This is a genomic window from Allobosea sp. OAE752 (assembly GCF_050433265.1).
GTDB classification, from domain to species: Bacteria; Pseudomonadota; Alphaproteobacteria; order Rhizobiales; family Beijerinckiaceae; genus Allobosea; species Allobosea spartocytisi.
Map to the genome: position 1 here is coordinate 106,108 of NZ_JBNPXO010000007.1, position 14,756 is coordinate 120,863.

The following is a 14,756-nucleotide window of genomic DNA, read 5'->3' on the forward strand; positions in this document are numbered from 1 at the left end:
CTCATCAAGATCGCGGTCAGAACCGGTATGTTGCGGCGATGGCGGGCCCATGCTGGGTCACCTCGTACAAGAAGCCGCCGCTGCGATAATCGACATGGAGCGCCCGGTAGCCGGCCTTCAGCGTCAGGTTTTCGCTCCAGGCGTAGTTGAGGCTGCCCAATGCCTGCCAGGTCAGGCGCGAGCCGACGCCGAAGCCCCCGACGTCGCCCGCCACCGTCAAACTCCACGGCCCGTCGAGCTTTACGCCGAGCCGGGCGCCGAGGATCGGATCGGCCCACATCTGCGATTGACGGTGGTCGATGCGAAGATTGGCGAGGCCGGGCAGGATTTCGAGCTTGGTGTCGAGGTTCCAGAACCGGACGCCAGCCCCCACATCCAGCGCAAGAACGGTGTCTTCATAGACGCGATAGAGGACCGAGCCTTGCAGGGTCGTGGTCTGCGAGCGCAGCTTCAGCGCGGAAAAGAAGGGGCCGGGCAGATTGCCGCCCATCGTCACCTGCGAGAACTGCCCGTCGACCAGGACGCTCCAGCGCTCGATGCGCATCTCGGCGGACGCCATCAACGCGCCGTTCAACTCCTTGAGCACGTCGCGGAAGCGCAGATTGATATCTGCGGGCGGCAGTGGCGGCAGCGTCGCGCTCCTGCCGTCGATCGCGGTCGCCCAGATGTAGCTGGTAACCGAGAAGCTCGGCGCCGATGCGAGGACAGGCCCTGGTGGCGCGGCGGGCTGCCGGAGATCGGACGCCAAAACGGGTCCACACAACGCAGCCGACAGCCAACCGATGGCAAGATTGCGCGCCGTTGCGCCTGACATTGCTGCTTGTCCCCTGCCTAGCCTGCCTAACGGCATCTGCGCGAGCGCTTCGGCTTGCTGCAGCACGTGATCGCGGCCCGATTGGCCGGCGAATGTCGTCACGAGCATCTCGTGCATGGGCGGCCTGTCCGTCTTGCCATTTCGCGACAATCGCGACCGGTTGTGCTCCCTCCCCATGGGGCGGCGCACCAAATTGCTGAATCGTCAGTTCACCGCGGCGCGACAGAACCAGTGTTGCAGCGCCAACTGCGCCTATGTCGGAAACAGGAACGTCAACCCCACACGGGGGCCCCAGCCATGCGGCCCGTTCTTTGGCGCGGCCGCCCAATAGCGCACGCCTGCGGTGAGACTCACCGGCTGCTCGCCAAATTTCATAAGCTTCGAAACCTGGACGTTAATGGGCACCGACCATCGTTCAGCCTTCCAGTCATAGGTGCTCTCGGTATTGAGCGTGAACGTCCAGGCGTCCGATGTCCTGTAGGCGATGAAGGGCTGCAGGTAGGTCACGCTGATGTCGGACCTGTCTCCCCGCCCCGCAACGGACCAGATGTGGTTTGCAAGTGCGCCGATCGTCCATGCCCCTTCCTGCTTCAGAACGACGGCAGTCAGACCCATTCCGAACTTGCCGCCTCCGAGCAGATCGTCGGTCGCCGTCGGCAGCAGGAAGACAGGACCTGCGCCCCAGATGATCCCACCGGCGGTCGGCTGCGTCGGGGAAATGAAAAAGCTCTGGGTGATGTCTCCTAGACCGGATTGGTAGCCGGAGGGCCCTGCTATGTCGTGCTGCCAGATGACGGGGACGATGGTCCGGGAAATGATGTTCCAGTCCGCGTTCAACGAGAACGGGATGACCGGTTGGATGTCGAGCGTTTTCCGGTCGCCACGGTTCGGTCCGAAGCCTCGGTCGTAGTTGAATTGGAACGGCACGCTGATGAGCGACGACACGGGATTGCTGAGTTTTTTAGCCAGCTCAGCATTTGCATCCTGCGCCAGTGCAGCACCGGTACCAGTCAAGTCGATGCCCTGCCCAAGGAGTGCGAAGGCCGAGAGCACAGCCAGTTGGTCAATTCTCGACAGCATTCAAAAACTCCTCAATCTGCAATCTCAGAGGCCATCCGCAGATGGTCGAGCAATTCAATGGTGATCACGAGGTGGGATCTGGAGGTTTGCGGTGACGCTCACTTGACGAATTAGAACTAAAACGTACGAAAGCCCGGGATTTCCGAATAAGAAGGCCGCATTGCCGAATCTCCGTGAGGCGAAAATTTCCAGCAGTGGACGCTCCATGCGACGGATCATCTTCGGCTCAGCCGACATGCTCTATTTTGAATACTTGGTGCATATGCGGGTTGTCGGTCTTGCCATTTCACGCCACCCGCAAATGGCTATTCTGCACTCCTCAGGCGATTCAGGGGCCTGCCTGAGGACGTGCAGATCCTGTGATGACGGTGGACCTGATGGCTGACATCCCGTTGACGCGCGGCCAGTTTCTGCTGCCCTTCGTCAGCATCCTGGACGATATCGGCGCGCCGACGGAAACTCTCCTGGAGAGGTCGCGGCTGCCATCGTCCCTGGCCGAGAAGAGCGAGCTCTACCTGCCGCTCCTGCCGGCCTTGCGCTTCGTCGAGACCGCCCAGAGAAGCCAAGGTATCGAGGATTTCGGCTTCCTCGCCGCCCGGCGCCTGCATTTCTCGCATATGAGGGAAAAGACGCGGGCCTTCATCGCGCATTCACCGACGCTGCTCGTCGCGCTCCGGCACGCCTGCCGCGAGGCGTCAGGCGAAGACACCATCCTGAGCATGTGGATCGAGCATGACACGGATCACGTGCGGGTCTGCAGCAGGCTCACCGGGCCATGGCCCCTGCAGCTGAAACACGCGCAGTGGATCCAGAACATCTTCTCGGTCTACATCGTCCGGCAATTCGCAGGGTCCGACTGGATGCCGGCGGCGATCGGCTTTGAATCGTCTTATGGGCCAAGCCCTGCGACGCGATCCTGCTGGCCGAACGTGCGGTTTTTATCGGGCCAGCATGCCGCTTGGATCAGAGTACCGACCATGCTGCTCGGCCTCCCAAACCGTTCGGCCGCCTCGTTTGCGCCGCCACCCGACAATGAGGACGGCCCGTCCGCCTACAATATCGTCGATCTTCTCAAGCTGATGCTTCCGGCCTATCTCGACGAGGGAACAACCGCTCTTGCCGACGTCGCCGAGATCGCGGGTATCAGCATCCGGACGCTTCAGCGCAGGCTCGCCCATCTCGGTCTCTCCTATTCGGACCTCCTCGACACCGTCAGATACGAAAATGCGAGCAAGCTGCTGCGCGACACCGATTGCAGGATCATCGACGTCGCTTTTTCCTCCGGTTACACGGATCCGGCGCATTTCAGCCGCGCCTTCAGGAGGATGACCGGTGTCACACCGCGTCAGTTTCGCGAGCAGTCGCGGCTCGGCTGAAGGTGGGTGAATGCGGCTTTCGGGAAAAGCCGATACGAAAACAATGGTGCGCAGCATCGGGCTGAATACGATATTCAGGTCGATGCTGTGGCGCTTTGCCGGCCCCTTCGGGCTCTCATCCATTTTCTCCCGCCAGACGAGGTCGATATGATCGGTTTCCGCATCCTGAAGCGTGAGCGTGCCGTGAGCGCCGAGGTCGTCGCGCGTTTCCGTTCGCTGCCCGTGGCCAATGTCAGCGATTCGATGTCGCGCATGACGGCGGGTGGGCCGCGGCTGCGCCCGATGCACAAGGGCGGGATGCTGGCCGGGCCGGCGCTCACCGTGAAGACGCGCCCGGGCGACAATCTGATGATCCACCGGGCGATCGACCTGGCGGCGCCGGGCGACGTCGTCGTGGTCGATGGCGGCGGCGATCTCACCAACGCCCTGATCGGCGAGCTGATGGCGGCCTATGCGCAGACGCGTGGCATTGCCGGCATGGTGCTCTACGGCGCGATCCGCGATGCGGGCTGGATCGCCGCCCATGACTTCCCGGTCTACGCCGCCGGAATCACCCATCGCGGCCCCTATAGGGACGGCCCCGGCGAGATCAACGTGCCGATCGCGCTCGACGGCATGGTGATCGAACCCGGCGATCTGGTCATCGGCGACGAGGACGGTCTGCTCTGCGTGCCCTACGACGAGACGGAGACGATCTTCGCCGCCGCGCAGGCCAAGCAGCAGGTCGAGCAGAAGCAGAGGCGCGCGATCGAGGAGCGCCGCTACGATCGGAGCTGGGTCGAGGAGACGTTGAAGCGGCTTGGCTGCGAGACACAAGGCTGATCCCGGCGCGCGGCCTTCACCGCCGATCCGGCCGGAATGGCCCGCGCTGGCCCGCGAGGCCGCGCTCGAGCGGGATCTGCCGACGTCGCTTCCCGGCCCGCGCGATCATCATCCAATAGTCAAACAATATGACTATTCCTCCACCTCCGCGCCTGTGCCATAAGGGGGAATAACAAGCTGCATCAAGCGGCGTGGCTCACCAAGGAGGATCATGATGAAGCTCAAGGGCATTTTGATCGCGTCTGCGATTGCGGGCGCCGTGTCGGCCAATGCGCAGGCCAAGGACCTGACCGTCGGCTTCTCGCAGATCGGCTCGGAATCGGGCTGGCGCGCAGCTGAAACCACGGTTTCCAAATCGGAGGCCAAGCGGCGCAACGTCACCCTCAAGATCGCCGACGCCCAGCAGAAGCAGGAGAACCAGATCAAGGCGATCCGGTCCTTCATCGCCCAGGGCGTCGATGCCGTGTTCCTCGCCCCGGTGGTGTCGACAGGCTGGGACAGCGTGCTGAAGGAGGCCAAGGAGGCCAAGATTCCGGTCGTTCTGCTTGATCGCGACATCGATCCCGCCGGCAAGGACCTCTATCTCACCGCCGTCACCTCCGACAGCGTGCATGAGGGCAAGGTCGCCGGCGATTGGCTGGTGAAGACCGTCGGATCCAAGCCCTGCAACGTCGTCGAACTCCAGGGCACGGTCGGCGCCAGCGTCGCGACGAACCGCAAGAAGGGCTTCGAGAACGGCATCGCCGGTCAGGCCAACATCAAGCTCGTCCGCAGCCAGACTGGTGACTTCACCCGTGCCAAGGGCAAGGAGGTGATGGAGAGCTTCATCAAGGCCGAAGGCGGCGGCAAGTCGATCTGCGCCGTCTACGCGCACAATGACGACATGATGGTCGGTGCCATTCAGGCGATGAAGGAAGCCGGCCTGAAGCCCGGCAAGGACATCCTGACCGTCTCGATCGACGCCGTGCCGGACATCTTCAAGGCGATGGCGGCGGGCGAGGCCAACGCCACGGTCGAGCTGACGCCGAACATGGCCGGGCCCGCCCTCGACGCGCTCGTCGCCTACAAGGCCAAGGGCACCGTGCCGCCGAAATGGATCCAGACGGAATCGAAGCTTTACACGGCTTCCGACAATCCCCAGGCGATCTACGACAGCAAGAAGGGTCTCGGCTACTGAGCCGAAATAACGGCGCGCCGGTCTCGAGCCGGCGCGTCGTCATCCCCTTCTGCCTCGGCGCTTGCGGCTTTCAGCGTGGCATGCACCGGCGGAAAGCGGCCGTCCTCCCGTTGCGCAAAGCCGTTTCATGGACCAGCCTCAAGCATCTCCTCTCCTGACCGCCACCGGCTTCTGCAAGTCCTTCGCCGGCTTTGTCGCGCTCGACCATGTCGATTTCACCCTGCATGCGGGCGAGATTCATGCCTTGCTGGGCGAGAACGGGGCAGGCAAATCCACGCTGATCAAGACGATGACCGGCGTCGTGCAGCGCGATGCGGGCAGCCTGACGCTGAACGGCGAGGAGATCGCGCCCCATTCGGCGAAGGAGGCCGCGAAGGCGGGCATCGCCACCGTCTATCAGGAGGTCAATCTCGCGCCCAACCTCTCGGTTGCCCAGAACCTCTTCCTGGGGCGCCAGCCGACCCGTCTCGGCTTCGTCCGCGAAGGTGAGATGCGGCGGCGCGCGCGGGCGCTGGTGGCCGAGTTCGGCCTCGATATCGACGTGTCGCTCCCGCTCGAGCGCTATTCGGTCGCGGTCCAGCATATCGTCGCGATCGCGCGAGCGGTGGACCTCTCGGCGCGCGTGCTGATCCTCGACGAGCCGACCGCGAGTCTCGACGCCCATGAGGTCGAGGTGCTGTTCGCCGTCATGCGCCAGCTCCGGGCGCGCGGCATCGGCATCGTCTTCGTTACCCATTTCCTCGATCAGGTCTATGCCATCTGCGACCGGATCACGGTGCTGCGCAACGGCCGGCTCGCCGGAACGGCTGCTGTCGCCGAGATGCCGCGCATGGACCTCGTCACCATGATGCTCGGACACGAGCTCAGCGAGGCAACCCACACGCGCCCGCCCCATCGCGAAGGCGGGGAGACCCTTGCGACCTTCTCCGGCTTCGGCAAGGTCGGCTATGTCGAGCCTTTCGACCTCACCTTGCAGAAGGGCCGCGTCGTCGGGCTGGCCGGGCTGCTCGGCTCCGGCCGCACCGAGACCGCCCGCCTCGTCTTCGGTGCCGAGCGCGCCGATCATGGCTCGGCGACCGTCGTCGGCCGCGAGGTCAAGCTCGCGAGCCCGGGCGAGGCGCTGCGGCTGGGCTTCGGCTACTGCCCGGAAGAGCGCAAGACCGAGGGCATCGTCGCCGAACTGAGCGTGCGCGAGAACATCGTCCTGGCGCTGCAGGCCCGGCGCGGCGTGCTGAAGCCGCTGTCGCGCCGCGAGCAGGATGCGATCGCGCGCCGCTTCATCGAATTGCTCGACATCCGCCCGCCCGACCCCGAACGTCCGATCGGCCTGTTGTCGGGCGGCAACCAGCAGAAGGCCCTGCTCGCCCGCTGGCTCGCGACGGAGCCACGCCTGCTGATCCTCGACGAGCCGACGCGCGGCATCGATGTCGGCGCCCATGCCGAGATCATCCAGCTCATCCGCAAGCTCTGTGCCGAGGGCATGGCGCTATTGATCGTCTCCTCGGAACTCGAGGAGATCGTGACCTATGCCGACGAGGTGATCGTGCTGCGCGACCGGGCCCATGTCGCGCGCCTGACGGGCGACGCGCTCAGCGTCTCCGGCATCCTGGGCGCGATCGCCGCCGACGCAACACAGGCGGCCTGATGAGCGCCATGCCCTTCCGTCTGCCCCGTATCGGCACGTCACAGGTCGCGGCGCTGCTGGCCATCCTCGCGATGAACTGGCTGGTCTCGCCGCAATTCTTCGAGATCCGCCTGCAGGATGGCCGGCTGTTCGGGAGCCTGATCGACGTGCTGAACCGCGGCGCGCCGGTGGCGCTCTTGTCGCTCGGCATGGTCCTGGTCGTCGCCATGCGCGGCATCGATCTCTCGGTTGGGGCCGTGATGGCCATCGCGGGGGCCATCGCAGCCAGCCTCGCGGACAGCCATTCGCTGCCTGTGGTGCTGGCCGCGGCCCTGGGAGCCGGCCTTCTGTGCGGGCTGTGGAACGGCATCCTCGTGGCGGTGTTCGGCATCCAGCCCATCGTCGCGACGCTGATCCTGATGGTGGCGGGGCGCGGCATCGCCCAGTTGATCACCGAGGGGCGCATCGTCACCTTCACCTCGCCGTCGCTCGCCTGGTTCGGCGGCGGCTCGGTGCTGGGCCTGCCGCCGCCCGTGGTCCTGACGCTGGCGATGCTGGTGCTGACGCTCGTCATCGTGCGCGGCACCGCGCTCGGGCTGCTGATCGAGGCAACCGGCGCCAATGCCAAGGCGAGCGCTCTGGCGGGCGTCGGCACGCGATTGATCACCATCGCGACCTATGTCTGGTGCGGCCTCTGCGCCGCGCTGGCCGGCGTCGTCGCGGCCGCCGACATCCTCGGCGCCGACGCCAACAATGCCGGGCTCTGGCTCGAGCTCGACGCCATCCTCGCGGTCGTGATCGGTGGCACCTCGCTGCTTGGCGGCCGCTTCAGCCTGGTGCTGGCGGTGGTCGGCGCGTTGATCATCCAGGCGATGAACACCGGCATCCTGCTGTCGGGCTTCCCGCCGGAGACGAACCTGATCGTCAAGGCGATGGTGGTGCTTGCCGTGCTGCTGGCGCAGTCGCCGCGGCTGTCGGGCCTGGCCATGTTTCTGCGCAGGAAAAGCCGATGATCCGCTTCATGCCGCTTGCCGCCACCACGGTCGTCTTCCTCCTCGGCTTCCTCGCCTGCGCGATCGCCTTTCCGAATTTCGCCTCGCTCCGGGTGGTGATGGACCTCCTGACCGACAATGCCTTTCTCGGCATCGTCGCGGTCGGCATGACCTTCGTGATCATCTCGGGCGGGATCGATCTTTCGGTCGGCGCGGTGATCGGCTTCACGACCGTGTTCCTGGCCCTGGCGATCGAGCGTGCCGGCATCCCGCCTGTGGCGGCCTTCGCGCTGATCCTCGTCATCTGCGCGCTGTATGGCGCCCTGATGGGGGCTGCGATCCAGTATTTCGAGCTGCCGGCTTTCATCGTGACCCTGGCGGGCATGTTCCTGGCACGCGGCGCGAGCTTCCTGCTCTCGACCGAGTCGATCCCGATCAACGCGCCGCTCTATGCCGATCTCGCGGATAACGCCTTGCGCCTGGGTGGGGGAGCGCGCCTCACCGTCCCGGCGATGATCATGCTGGCGGTGGTGCTCGGGGGCGCGGCGCTGCTGCATTTCACGCGCTTCGGCGCCAATGTCTACGCGCTGGGCGGCAGTCGCGGCTCGGCGGCGCTGATGGGCATCGATGTCGGCCGCACCACGGTCGCGATCTACACGCTCTCCAGCGTTCTCGCCGGTGTCGCCGGCATCGTCTTCTCGCTCTACACCTCGAGTGGCTATTCGCTCTCGGCGGTCGGGGTCGAGCTCGACGCGATCGCGGCGGCGGTGATTGGCGGCACGCTCCTGTCGGGCGGCTACGGTTTCGTCTTCGGCACCTTCGTCGGAGTGCTGATCCAGGGCCTGATCCAGACCTACATCACCTTCGACGGCACGCTTTCGAGCTGGTGGGCGAAGATCGCGACCGGCCTCCTGCTGTTCGCCTTCATCGCGTTCCAGCAGGCGACGCTCCATGTGGCGCGGCGCCGGCGCCCTGCCGGGGTCACCTCGCCATGAACCCGCTCCTCGTCATTCCCGCCAGGCGCGGGCATTCCAACCATGCCGAGGTGGCGCGCACCATCGGCATCGACATCATCGCAGGGCGCTACCCGGAAGGGACCAAGATCCCCGGCGATGCCGAGCTGATCCTGCGCTTCCGCGTTTCGCGCCCGGTCCTGCGGGAGAGCGTCAAGACGCTGGTCGCCAAGGGGCTGCTCAGCACCAAGGCCAGGATCGGCACGGTGGTGCGCGAGCGCGCCGCCTGGAACATGTTCGACGCCGATGTGCTGGCCTGGCATCTCGACGGCGGCATCGACAAGCGCTTCCTGCGTGACCTCGCCGATATCCGTCTGGCGGTGGAGCCGCGTGCCGCCGCGCTCGCCGCCGAGCGTCGGACCGAGGCCGACCTCGCGCTGATGGCCGCTGCGATCGACAGGATGCGGATCGAATCGGCACGGGAGGCGCCCGGCTTCGCCGAGGCGGATCTCAGCCTGCACCTGCTCGTCGCCAATGCCTCCGGCAATCCGTTCATGCGCTCCATCGGCGCGGTCGTCGAGGCGGCCTTGCGGGCGTCCTTCCTTTTGAGCGCGCCGGTCGACGAGAGCGAGTACGAGATTTCCGTGGCGGCACATGGGCGCATCGTCGAGGCGATCGCCGCCCGCGACGCCGATGCGGCCGCCGCGGCGATGACCGGCGTGATCTTCGACGGTTTGCGCCGTCACGGCGCAGCCGAATGAATACGCAGACAGCACGACCCGCACGCCCCGGCTTTGCCGGTCCGCGCGACAACCCATGAAGGTGACAGATGCCGAAGCTTTCCGCCGCGCAGACCTACAAAGGCGTCTTTCCGGTCGCTCCCACCGTGTTCGACGCTGAAGGGCGGCTCGATCTCGAAGGCCAGAAGCGTGCCGTCGACTTCATGATCGATGCCGGCTCGCACGGGTTGTGCATCCTCGCCAATTTCTCGGAGCAGTTTGTGCTCACCGATGAGGAGCGCGAGCGAGTGATGGTCACCGTTCTCGAGCATGTCGCCGGCCGCGTCCCGGTGATCGTCACCACCACGCATTTTTCCAGCTTCGTCTGCGCCGAGCGCTCGCGCCGCGCGCAGGAGCTGGGCGCGGCGATGGTCATGGTCATGCCGCCCTATCATGGCGCGACCTTCCGCGTGCCAGAAGCCTCGATCTACGATTTCTACCGTCACGTCTCCGATGCGATCTCGATCCCGATCATGGTGCAGGATGCGCCGGTGGCCGGCACGCCATTATCGGTGCCGTTCCTCGCCCGCATGGCCAAGGAGATCGAAAACCTCGCCTATTTCAAGATCGAGGTGCCCCAGGCCGCCGCCAAGCTGCGCGCTCTGATCGAAGCCGGCGGTGCCGCGATCGAGGGACCCTGGGACGGCGAGGAGGCGATCACGCTGATGGCCGATCTCGATGCCGGTGCGACCGGCGCGATGACGGGCGGAGGCTATCCCGACGGCATCCGCCAGATCACCGACCCTTATTTCGCGGGCCGGCGCGACGAGGCGATCGACGCCTATCAGCGCTGGCTGCCGCTGATCAACTATGAGAACCGCCAATGCGGGCTCGCCGCCTGCAAGGCGCTGATGAAGGAGGGCGGCGTCATCGCGCACGAGACGCTGCGCGCGCCGCTGCCGGCGATGCATCCCGCCACCCGCGCCGGACTGATCGAGATCGCCCGGCGGCTCGATCCGGTCGTGCTGCGTTGGGGGCGCTGAGCGTGAATCCGATCCGCCTCGCCATCGTGGGCCTCGGCAAGATCGCCCGCGACCAGCATCTGCCGGCGATCGCGGCGACGCCGGGCATCGCGCTCGCCGCCATCGCCAGCCGGAATGCCGCGCTCGACGGCGTCGCCCATTTCGACACGCTGGAGGCGCTCCTGGCTGAGGCTCCCGAGATCGAGGCGGTGGCACTGTGCACGCCGCCGCAGGGCCGCCGCGCCCAGGCGGCGCTGGCGCTCGCGGCCGGCAAGCATGTGCTGCTGGAAAAGCCGCCCGGCGCGACGGTGAGCGAGATAGCGCCGCTGGTCGATGCCGCCAGGGAGGCCGGGCTGACCCTGTTCGCCACCTGGCATTCGCGCTTTGCCCCGGCCGTCGAGCCCGCCCGCGATTTTCTGGCCGCCCATGCACCGCGCTCCGTCGAGATCACGTGGAAAGAGGATGTCCGCGTCTGGCATCCCGGCCAGGACTGGATCTTCGAACCAGGCGGGCTCGGCGTCTTCGACCCCGGCATCAACGCCTTGTCGATCCTGACGCGCATCCTGCCGCGCCCGCTGTTCCTCACGGGAGCCACGCTCGCCTTCCCCGAGAACCGCGCCGCCCCCATCGCGGCCGAGCTGGATTTCACGGATGCGACCGGCCTGCCCATCCATGCCGTCTTCGACTTCCTTCAGACCGGCCCGCAGAGCTGGGACATCGCGATCGACAGCGCCGGCGGCCGGCTGCTGCTCTCCGCGGGCGGTGCGCGGCTGACGCGCGACGGCGCGGTGCTGGTCGATGAGAAGGAGGCCGAATATGCCGGCATCTACCGGCATTTCGTCGATCTGATCGGGCGCGGCGCCTGCGACGTCGATCTTGCCCCGCTCGGCCATGTCGCAGACGCCTTCATGCTGGGGCGCCGGACCAAGGCGGCACCGTTCTCATGGTGAAACCGACGCCCGCCGTCACGCGAGACGGCTTCGGCACGCTTGCCGACGGGCGCGCGGTCGAACGCGTGAGGCTGCGTGGTGCCGGCGGTTTCGAGGCCCGGATCATCACCTATGGCGCGGCGCTGCAGGCGCTCCTCGTGCCCGACGCGAAGGGCGCGCTCGCCGATATCGTGCTCGGCCATGACGATGCCGGCGGTTATGAAGCCCGGCGGGATTTCTACGGCGCCACGATCGGGCGCTTCGCCAACCGCATCGCCGGCGCCGCCTTCACGCTCGACGGCGAGCGCATCGTGCTGCGGGTCAATGATGGCACGAATACGCTTCATGGCGGCCCGGGCGGATTCGACCGGGCGCTGTGGTCGGTCGAAACGATCGAGGACGGCGAGGCTCCGGCCGTCACGCTTCGCCATGTGAGCCCCGATGGGGAGAGCGGTTTTCCCGGTTCGCTCGATGCGCGTGTGAGCTTTCGCCTGTCGGCCCCCGGTGAGCTGACGATCGGCTATGAAGCGGTGACCGACCGTCCAACCGTGGTCAGCCTGACCAATCACAGCTTCTTCAATCTCGATGGCGTCGCTGCGGGCGGGGACATTCTCGACCATGTCCTGACGCTGGCCGCCGACAGCTTCCTGCCGACGAACGCCGAGGCGATCCCGCTGCCGGGGCCACCGCGTCCGGTCGCGGGAACGCCCTTCGACTTCAGATCGGGCGCGGCGGTCGGCGCGCGCATCCGCGAGGACGACGCCCAGTTGCGCGCCGGGCGCGGCTACGACCATAATTTCTGCCTCGGCATATCGGCGCAGCCGCGCCTCGCCGCCCGTGTCGAGGCAACGTCTTCGGGGCGGGTCATGGAACTGCTGACGAACCAGCCGGGGTTGCAGTTCTATTCGGGCAACTTCCTCGATGGTGCCGCGCCGGGAAAATACGGGCGCCTGCACCGCCAGTCCGATGCGTTCTGCCTGGAGCCGCAGGCCTGGCCGGACGCTCCCAACCGCGGCGACTTTCCCTCGGCGCGGCTCGATCCGGGCGAGACCTATCGCCACGTCTCGATCTATCGTTTCTCCACCACCCGCGACGGAGGCATGCGCGCATGACCATGCTTCACACACCGCCTTCGCAGATGACCGCGCCCGAGACGGTTCCGGTCTCGGTGCTCTGCATGGAGCGCTGCCATCTTGGCGAAGGCCCGACTTACGATGCCGGGAGCGACACGGCCTGGTGGTTCGACATCCTCGAGCGCCGTCTGTTCGAGGCGCATCTGGAAACCGGCCGCATCACGATCCACGATCTGCCGGTCATGGCCAGCGCGCTGGCGCGGATCGATGCCGGGCGCCAGATGCTCGCGGCCGAGGACGGGCTCTATCTGCGCGAGATCGCGAGCAGAAAGCTGACCCGAGTCGCGGAGCTCGTCGGCAAGGACGGTCCCATCCGTTCCAACGATGCGCGCGTCCATCACAGCGGCACCTTCTGGGTCAGCACGATGGGCCGCGGTGCGCAAGCGGGCGCCGGTGCGATCCATGCGTTCCGTGACGGGAAGCTGTCGCTGCTCTTCAGCGGCCTGACCATTCCCAATGCCATCTGCTTCTCGCCGGATGGCGGTACCGGCTATTTCGCCGACACCCGCGAGAACACGCTCTATCGTGTCGCGCTCGACCCTGCGACCGGCCTCCCGGTCGAAGCGCCCGCGATCCTGCACAAGCGGGAGGCCGCCGGTGGCCTCGACGGCGCCGTCACCGATGCGCAGGGCCTGATCTGGTGCGCGATCTGGGGTGGCGGCTGCGTCGACGTCTATTCGCCGCGCGGGGACCGGTTGCGCAGCATCGCGATGCCGGCACGCCAGCCGAGCTGCCCGGTTTTCGTCGGGCCGCGCTTCGACCGCCTGCTGGTCACCTCGGCCCATGAGAACATGAATGCGGATGCCCGCGCCGCCGACCCCGACCACGGGCGGACCTTTCTGGCCGAGGTCGGGTCCATCGGACGTGCGGAGCCGAGTTTGCGCTGGGGAGGATCCTGACCGCGTCAGACGCCGCCAGCCCTCCCCGAACGATCAGCGGCCGACCCGCCGCCAAGAAACCGGTCCGCGAATGCGGCCGACCCTTTCACAACCCGGGAGTCCAGTATGAAACGCCTGACGACACTTCTCTCCGCTCTGACGCTCGCGGCCTTCGCCATGGGCCAGCCGCACTCCGCCGCCGCGCAGAGCAAGCCGACGGTCGGCATCGCGATGCCGACGAAATCCTCCGCGCGCTGGATCGCCGACGGCGACAACATCGTGAAGGTGCTCAAGGAGCGCGGCTACGACACCGATCTGCAATATGCCGAGGACGATGTCCCCAACCAGCTCTCGCAGATCGAGAACATGATCACCAAGGGCGCCAAGGTCCTGGTGATCGCGGCGATCGACGGCTCGACCTTGTCCGATGTGCTGGCCCAGGCCAAGGCGCAGGGCATCAAGGTCGTGGCCTATGACCGGCTGATCAGGGGCACGCCGAACGTCGATTACTACGCGACCTTCGACAATTTCCAGGTCGGCGTGCTGCAGGCCCAATCCGTGCTGAAAGGGCTCGGCCTGCCTGAAGCCAAGGGCCCGTTCAACATCGAGCTCTTCGGCGGCTCGCCCGACGACAACAACGCCTTTTTCTTCTACGATGGCGCCATGTCGGTGCTGAAGCCGCTGATCGACGAGAAGAAGCTCGTCGTCGCCAGCGGCCAGATGGGCATGGACAAGGTCTCGACGCTGCGCTGGGACGGCGCCACCGCCCAGGCTCGCATGGACAACCTCCTGAGCGCCTTTTACGCGAACAAGAAGCTCGATGCCGTGCTCTCGCCCTATGACGGCATCTCGATCGGCATCCTCTCCTCGGTGAAGGGCGTCGGCTACGGGTCGGGCGGGCAGAAGATGCCGGTCGTCTCCGGCCAGGATGCCGAGGTGCCTTCGGTGAAGTCGATCATCGCCGGCGAGCAATATGCCACGATCTTCAAGGACACCCGCGAACTTGCCCGCGTCACCGCCGACATGGTCGATGCGATGCTGTCGGGCAAGGAGGTCAAGGTCAACGACACCAAGACCTACAACAACGGCGTCAAGGTCGTGCCGTCCTATCTGCTGACGCCCGTGGTGGTCGACAAGTCGAACTGGGAGCCGGTCCTGATCGGCTCCGGCTACTACAAGGCCTCGCAGGTCAAGTGACGCCTGAGGCCCGGCTTCGCTGCCGGGCCTCATCCACCGG

14 protein-coding genes are annotated in these 14,756 nt (G+C 66.2%); 12 read left to right on the forward strand and 2 right to left on the reverse strand.

The window, feature by feature from the left end; all coding sequences use genetic code 11:
• Positions 1-16: 16 nt before the first annotated feature.
• Both GGC47_RS18770 and GGC47_RS18775 read right to left on the reverse strand, forming a co-directional pair.
• On the reverse strand, positions 17-931 hold the full coding sequence (locus GGC47_RS18770; RefSeq protein ID WP_429068596.1) for a hypothetical protein: 915 nt from the start codon (positions 929-931) through the stop codon (positions 17-19).
• A gap of 135 nt (positions 932-1,066) precedes the next feature.
• A complete protein-coding gene (locus GGC47_RS18775; protein WP_112762584.1) occupies positions 1,067-1,894 on the reverse strand; it encodes a transporter in 828 nt (275 codons plus the stop codon).
• A gap of 377 nt (positions 1,895-2,271) precedes the next feature.
• Here GGC47_RS18775 and GGC47_RS18780 point away from each other — a divergent pair, with 377 nt between their 5' ends.
• From GGC47_RS18780 to chvE, 12 genes are all read left to right on the forward strand, one after another.
• Entirely contained in the window at positions 2,272-3,270 is a 999-nt protein-coding gene (locus tag GGC47_RS18780; RefSeq protein WP_142023297.1) for a helix-turn-helix transcriptional regulator, read from the forward strand.
• Positions 3,271-3,417: 147 nt separating this feature from the next.
• Positions 3,418-4,092, forward strand: a complete 675-nt coding sequence (locus GGC47_RS18785; RefSeq protein WP_142023298.1) for an RraA family protein — start codon at positions 3,418-3,420, stop codon at positions 4,090-4,092.
• Positions 4,093-4,306: 214 nt separating this feature from the next.
• The gene (gene ytfQ, locus GGC47_RS18790) at positions 4,307-5,269 is read left to right on the forward strand and encodes a galactofuranose ABC transporter, galactofuranose-binding protein YtfQ (RefSeq protein ID WP_112762634.1); all 963 of its coding nucleotides are present in this window, start codon (positions 4,307-4,309) and stop codon (positions 5,267-5,269) included.
• A 127-nt stretch (positions 5,270-5,396) separates the two neighbouring features.
• Positions 5,397-6,914 (forward strand): sugar ABC transporter ATP-binding protein, encoded by a 1,518-nt coding sequence (locus GGC47_RS18795; protein ID WP_142023299.1) that lies wholly within the window; start codon positions 5,397-5,399, stop codon positions 6,912-6,914.
• Positions 6,915-6,922: 8 nt separating this feature from the next.
• Positions 6,923-7,906: an ABC transporter permease gene (locus GGC47_RS18800; RefSeq protein ID WP_142023327.1), complete on the forward strand. Its 984-nt coding sequence runs from the start codon at positions 6,923-6,925 to the stop codon at positions 7,904-7,906.
• On the forward strand, positions 7,903-8,880 hold the full coding sequence (gene yjfF / locus GGC47_RS18805; RefSeq protein ID WP_038367180.1) for a galactofuranose ABC transporter, permease protein YjfF: 978 nt from the start codon (positions 7,903-7,905) through the stop codon (positions 8,878-8,880). The genes GGC47_RS18800 and yjfF overlap by 4 nt, the downstream gene beginning before the upstream one ends.
• Complete coding sequence (locus GGC47_RS18810; protein ID WP_038367182.1) at positions 8,877-9,599, forward strand: FadR/GntR family transcriptional regulator; 723 nt, start codon at positions 8,877-8,879, stop codon at positions 9,597-9,599. Before yjfF ends, GGC47_RS18810 begins: the two co-directional genes overlap by 4 nt.
• Before the next feature lie 68 nt (positions 9,600-9,667).
• Positions 9,668-10,600, forward strand: a complete 933-nt coding sequence (locus GGC47_RS18815) for a dihydrodipicolinate synthase family protein (protein ID WP_142023300.1) — start codon at positions 9,668-9,670, stop codon at positions 10,598-10,600.
• A gap of 2 nt (positions 10,601-10,602) precedes the next feature.
• Positions 10,603-11,529, forward strand: coding sequence for a Gfo/Idh/MocA family protein (locus GGC47_RS18820; protein WP_142023301.1), 927 nt, complete (start codon positions 10,603-10,605; stop codon positions 11,527-11,529).
• A complete protein-coding gene (locus GGC47_RS18825) occupies positions 11,523-12,620 on the forward strand; it encodes an aldose epimerase family protein (RefSeq protein WP_142023302.1) in 1,098 nt (365 codons plus the stop codon). Before GGC47_RS18820 ends, GGC47_RS18825 begins: the two co-directional genes overlap by 7 nt.
• On the forward strand, positions 12,617-13,540 hold the full coding sequence (locus tag GGC47_RS18830) for an SMP-30/gluconolactonase/LRE family protein (RefSeq protein WP_370954788.1): 924 nt from the start codon (positions 12,617-12,619) through the stop codon (positions 13,538-13,540). The genes GGC47_RS18825 and GGC47_RS18830 overlap by 4 nt, the downstream gene beginning before the upstream one ends.
• Before the next feature lie 105 nt (positions 13,541-13,645).
• Positions 13,646-14,716, forward strand: a complete 1,071-nt coding sequence (gene chvE / locus GGC47_RS18835) for a multiple monosaccharide ABC transporter substrate-binding protein (protein ID WP_142023303.1) — start codon at positions 13,646-13,648, stop codon at positions 14,714-14,716.
• Positions 14,717-14,756: the final 40 nt, after the last annotated feature.

Coding starts and splice junctions, on each gene's coding strand:
- GGC47_RS18770 (WP_429068596.1), bottom strand. CDS start 931: ATGCACGAGATGCTCGTGACGACATTCGCCGGCCAATCGGGCCGCGAT.
- GGC47_RS18775 (WP_112762584.1), bottom strand. CDS start 1,894: ATGCTGTCGAGAATTGACCAACTGGCTGTGCTCTCGGCCTTCGCACTC.
- GGC47_RS18780 (WP_142023297.1), top strand. CDS start 2,272: ATGGCTGACATCCCGTTGACGCGCGGCCAGTTTCTGCTGCCCTTCGTC.
- GGC47_RS18785 (WP_142023298.1), top strand. CDS start 3,418: ATGATCGGTTTCCGCATCCTGAAGCGTGAGCGTGCCGTGAGCGCCGAG.
- ytfQ (WP_112762634.1), top strand. CDS start 4,307: ATGAAGCTCAAGGGCATTTTGATCGCGTCTGCGATTGCGGGCGCCGTG.
- GGC47_RS18795 (WP_142023299.1), top strand. CDS start 5,397: ATGGACCAGCCTCAAGCATCTCCTCTCCTGACCGCCACCGGCTTCTGC.
- GGC47_RS18800 (WP_142023327.1), top strand. CDS start 6,923: ATGCCCTTCCGTCTGCCCCGTATCGGCACGTCACAGGTCGCGGCGCTG.
- yjfF (WP_038367180.1), top strand. CDS start 7,903: ATGATCCGCTTCATGCCGCTTGCCGCCACCACGGTCGTCTTCCTCCTC.
- GGC47_RS18810 (WP_038367182.1), top strand. CDS start 8,877: ATGAACCCGCTCCTCGTCATTCCCGCCAGGCGCGGGCATTCCAACCAT.
- GGC47_RS18815 (WP_142023300.1), top strand. CDS start 9,668: ATGCCGAAGCTTTCCGCCGCGCAGACCTACAAAGGCGTCTTTCCGGTC.
- GGC47_RS18825 (WP_142023302.1), top strand. CDS start 11,523: ATGGTGAAACCGACGCCCGCCGTCACGCGAGACGGCTTCGGCACGCTT.
- GGC47_RS18830 (WP_370954788.1), top strand. CDS start 12,617: ATGACCATGCTTCACACACCGCCTTCGCAGATGACCGCGCCCGAGACG.
- chvE (WP_142023303.1), top strand. CDS start 13,646: ATGAAACGCCTGACGACACTTCTCTCCGCTCTGACGCTCGCGGCCTTC.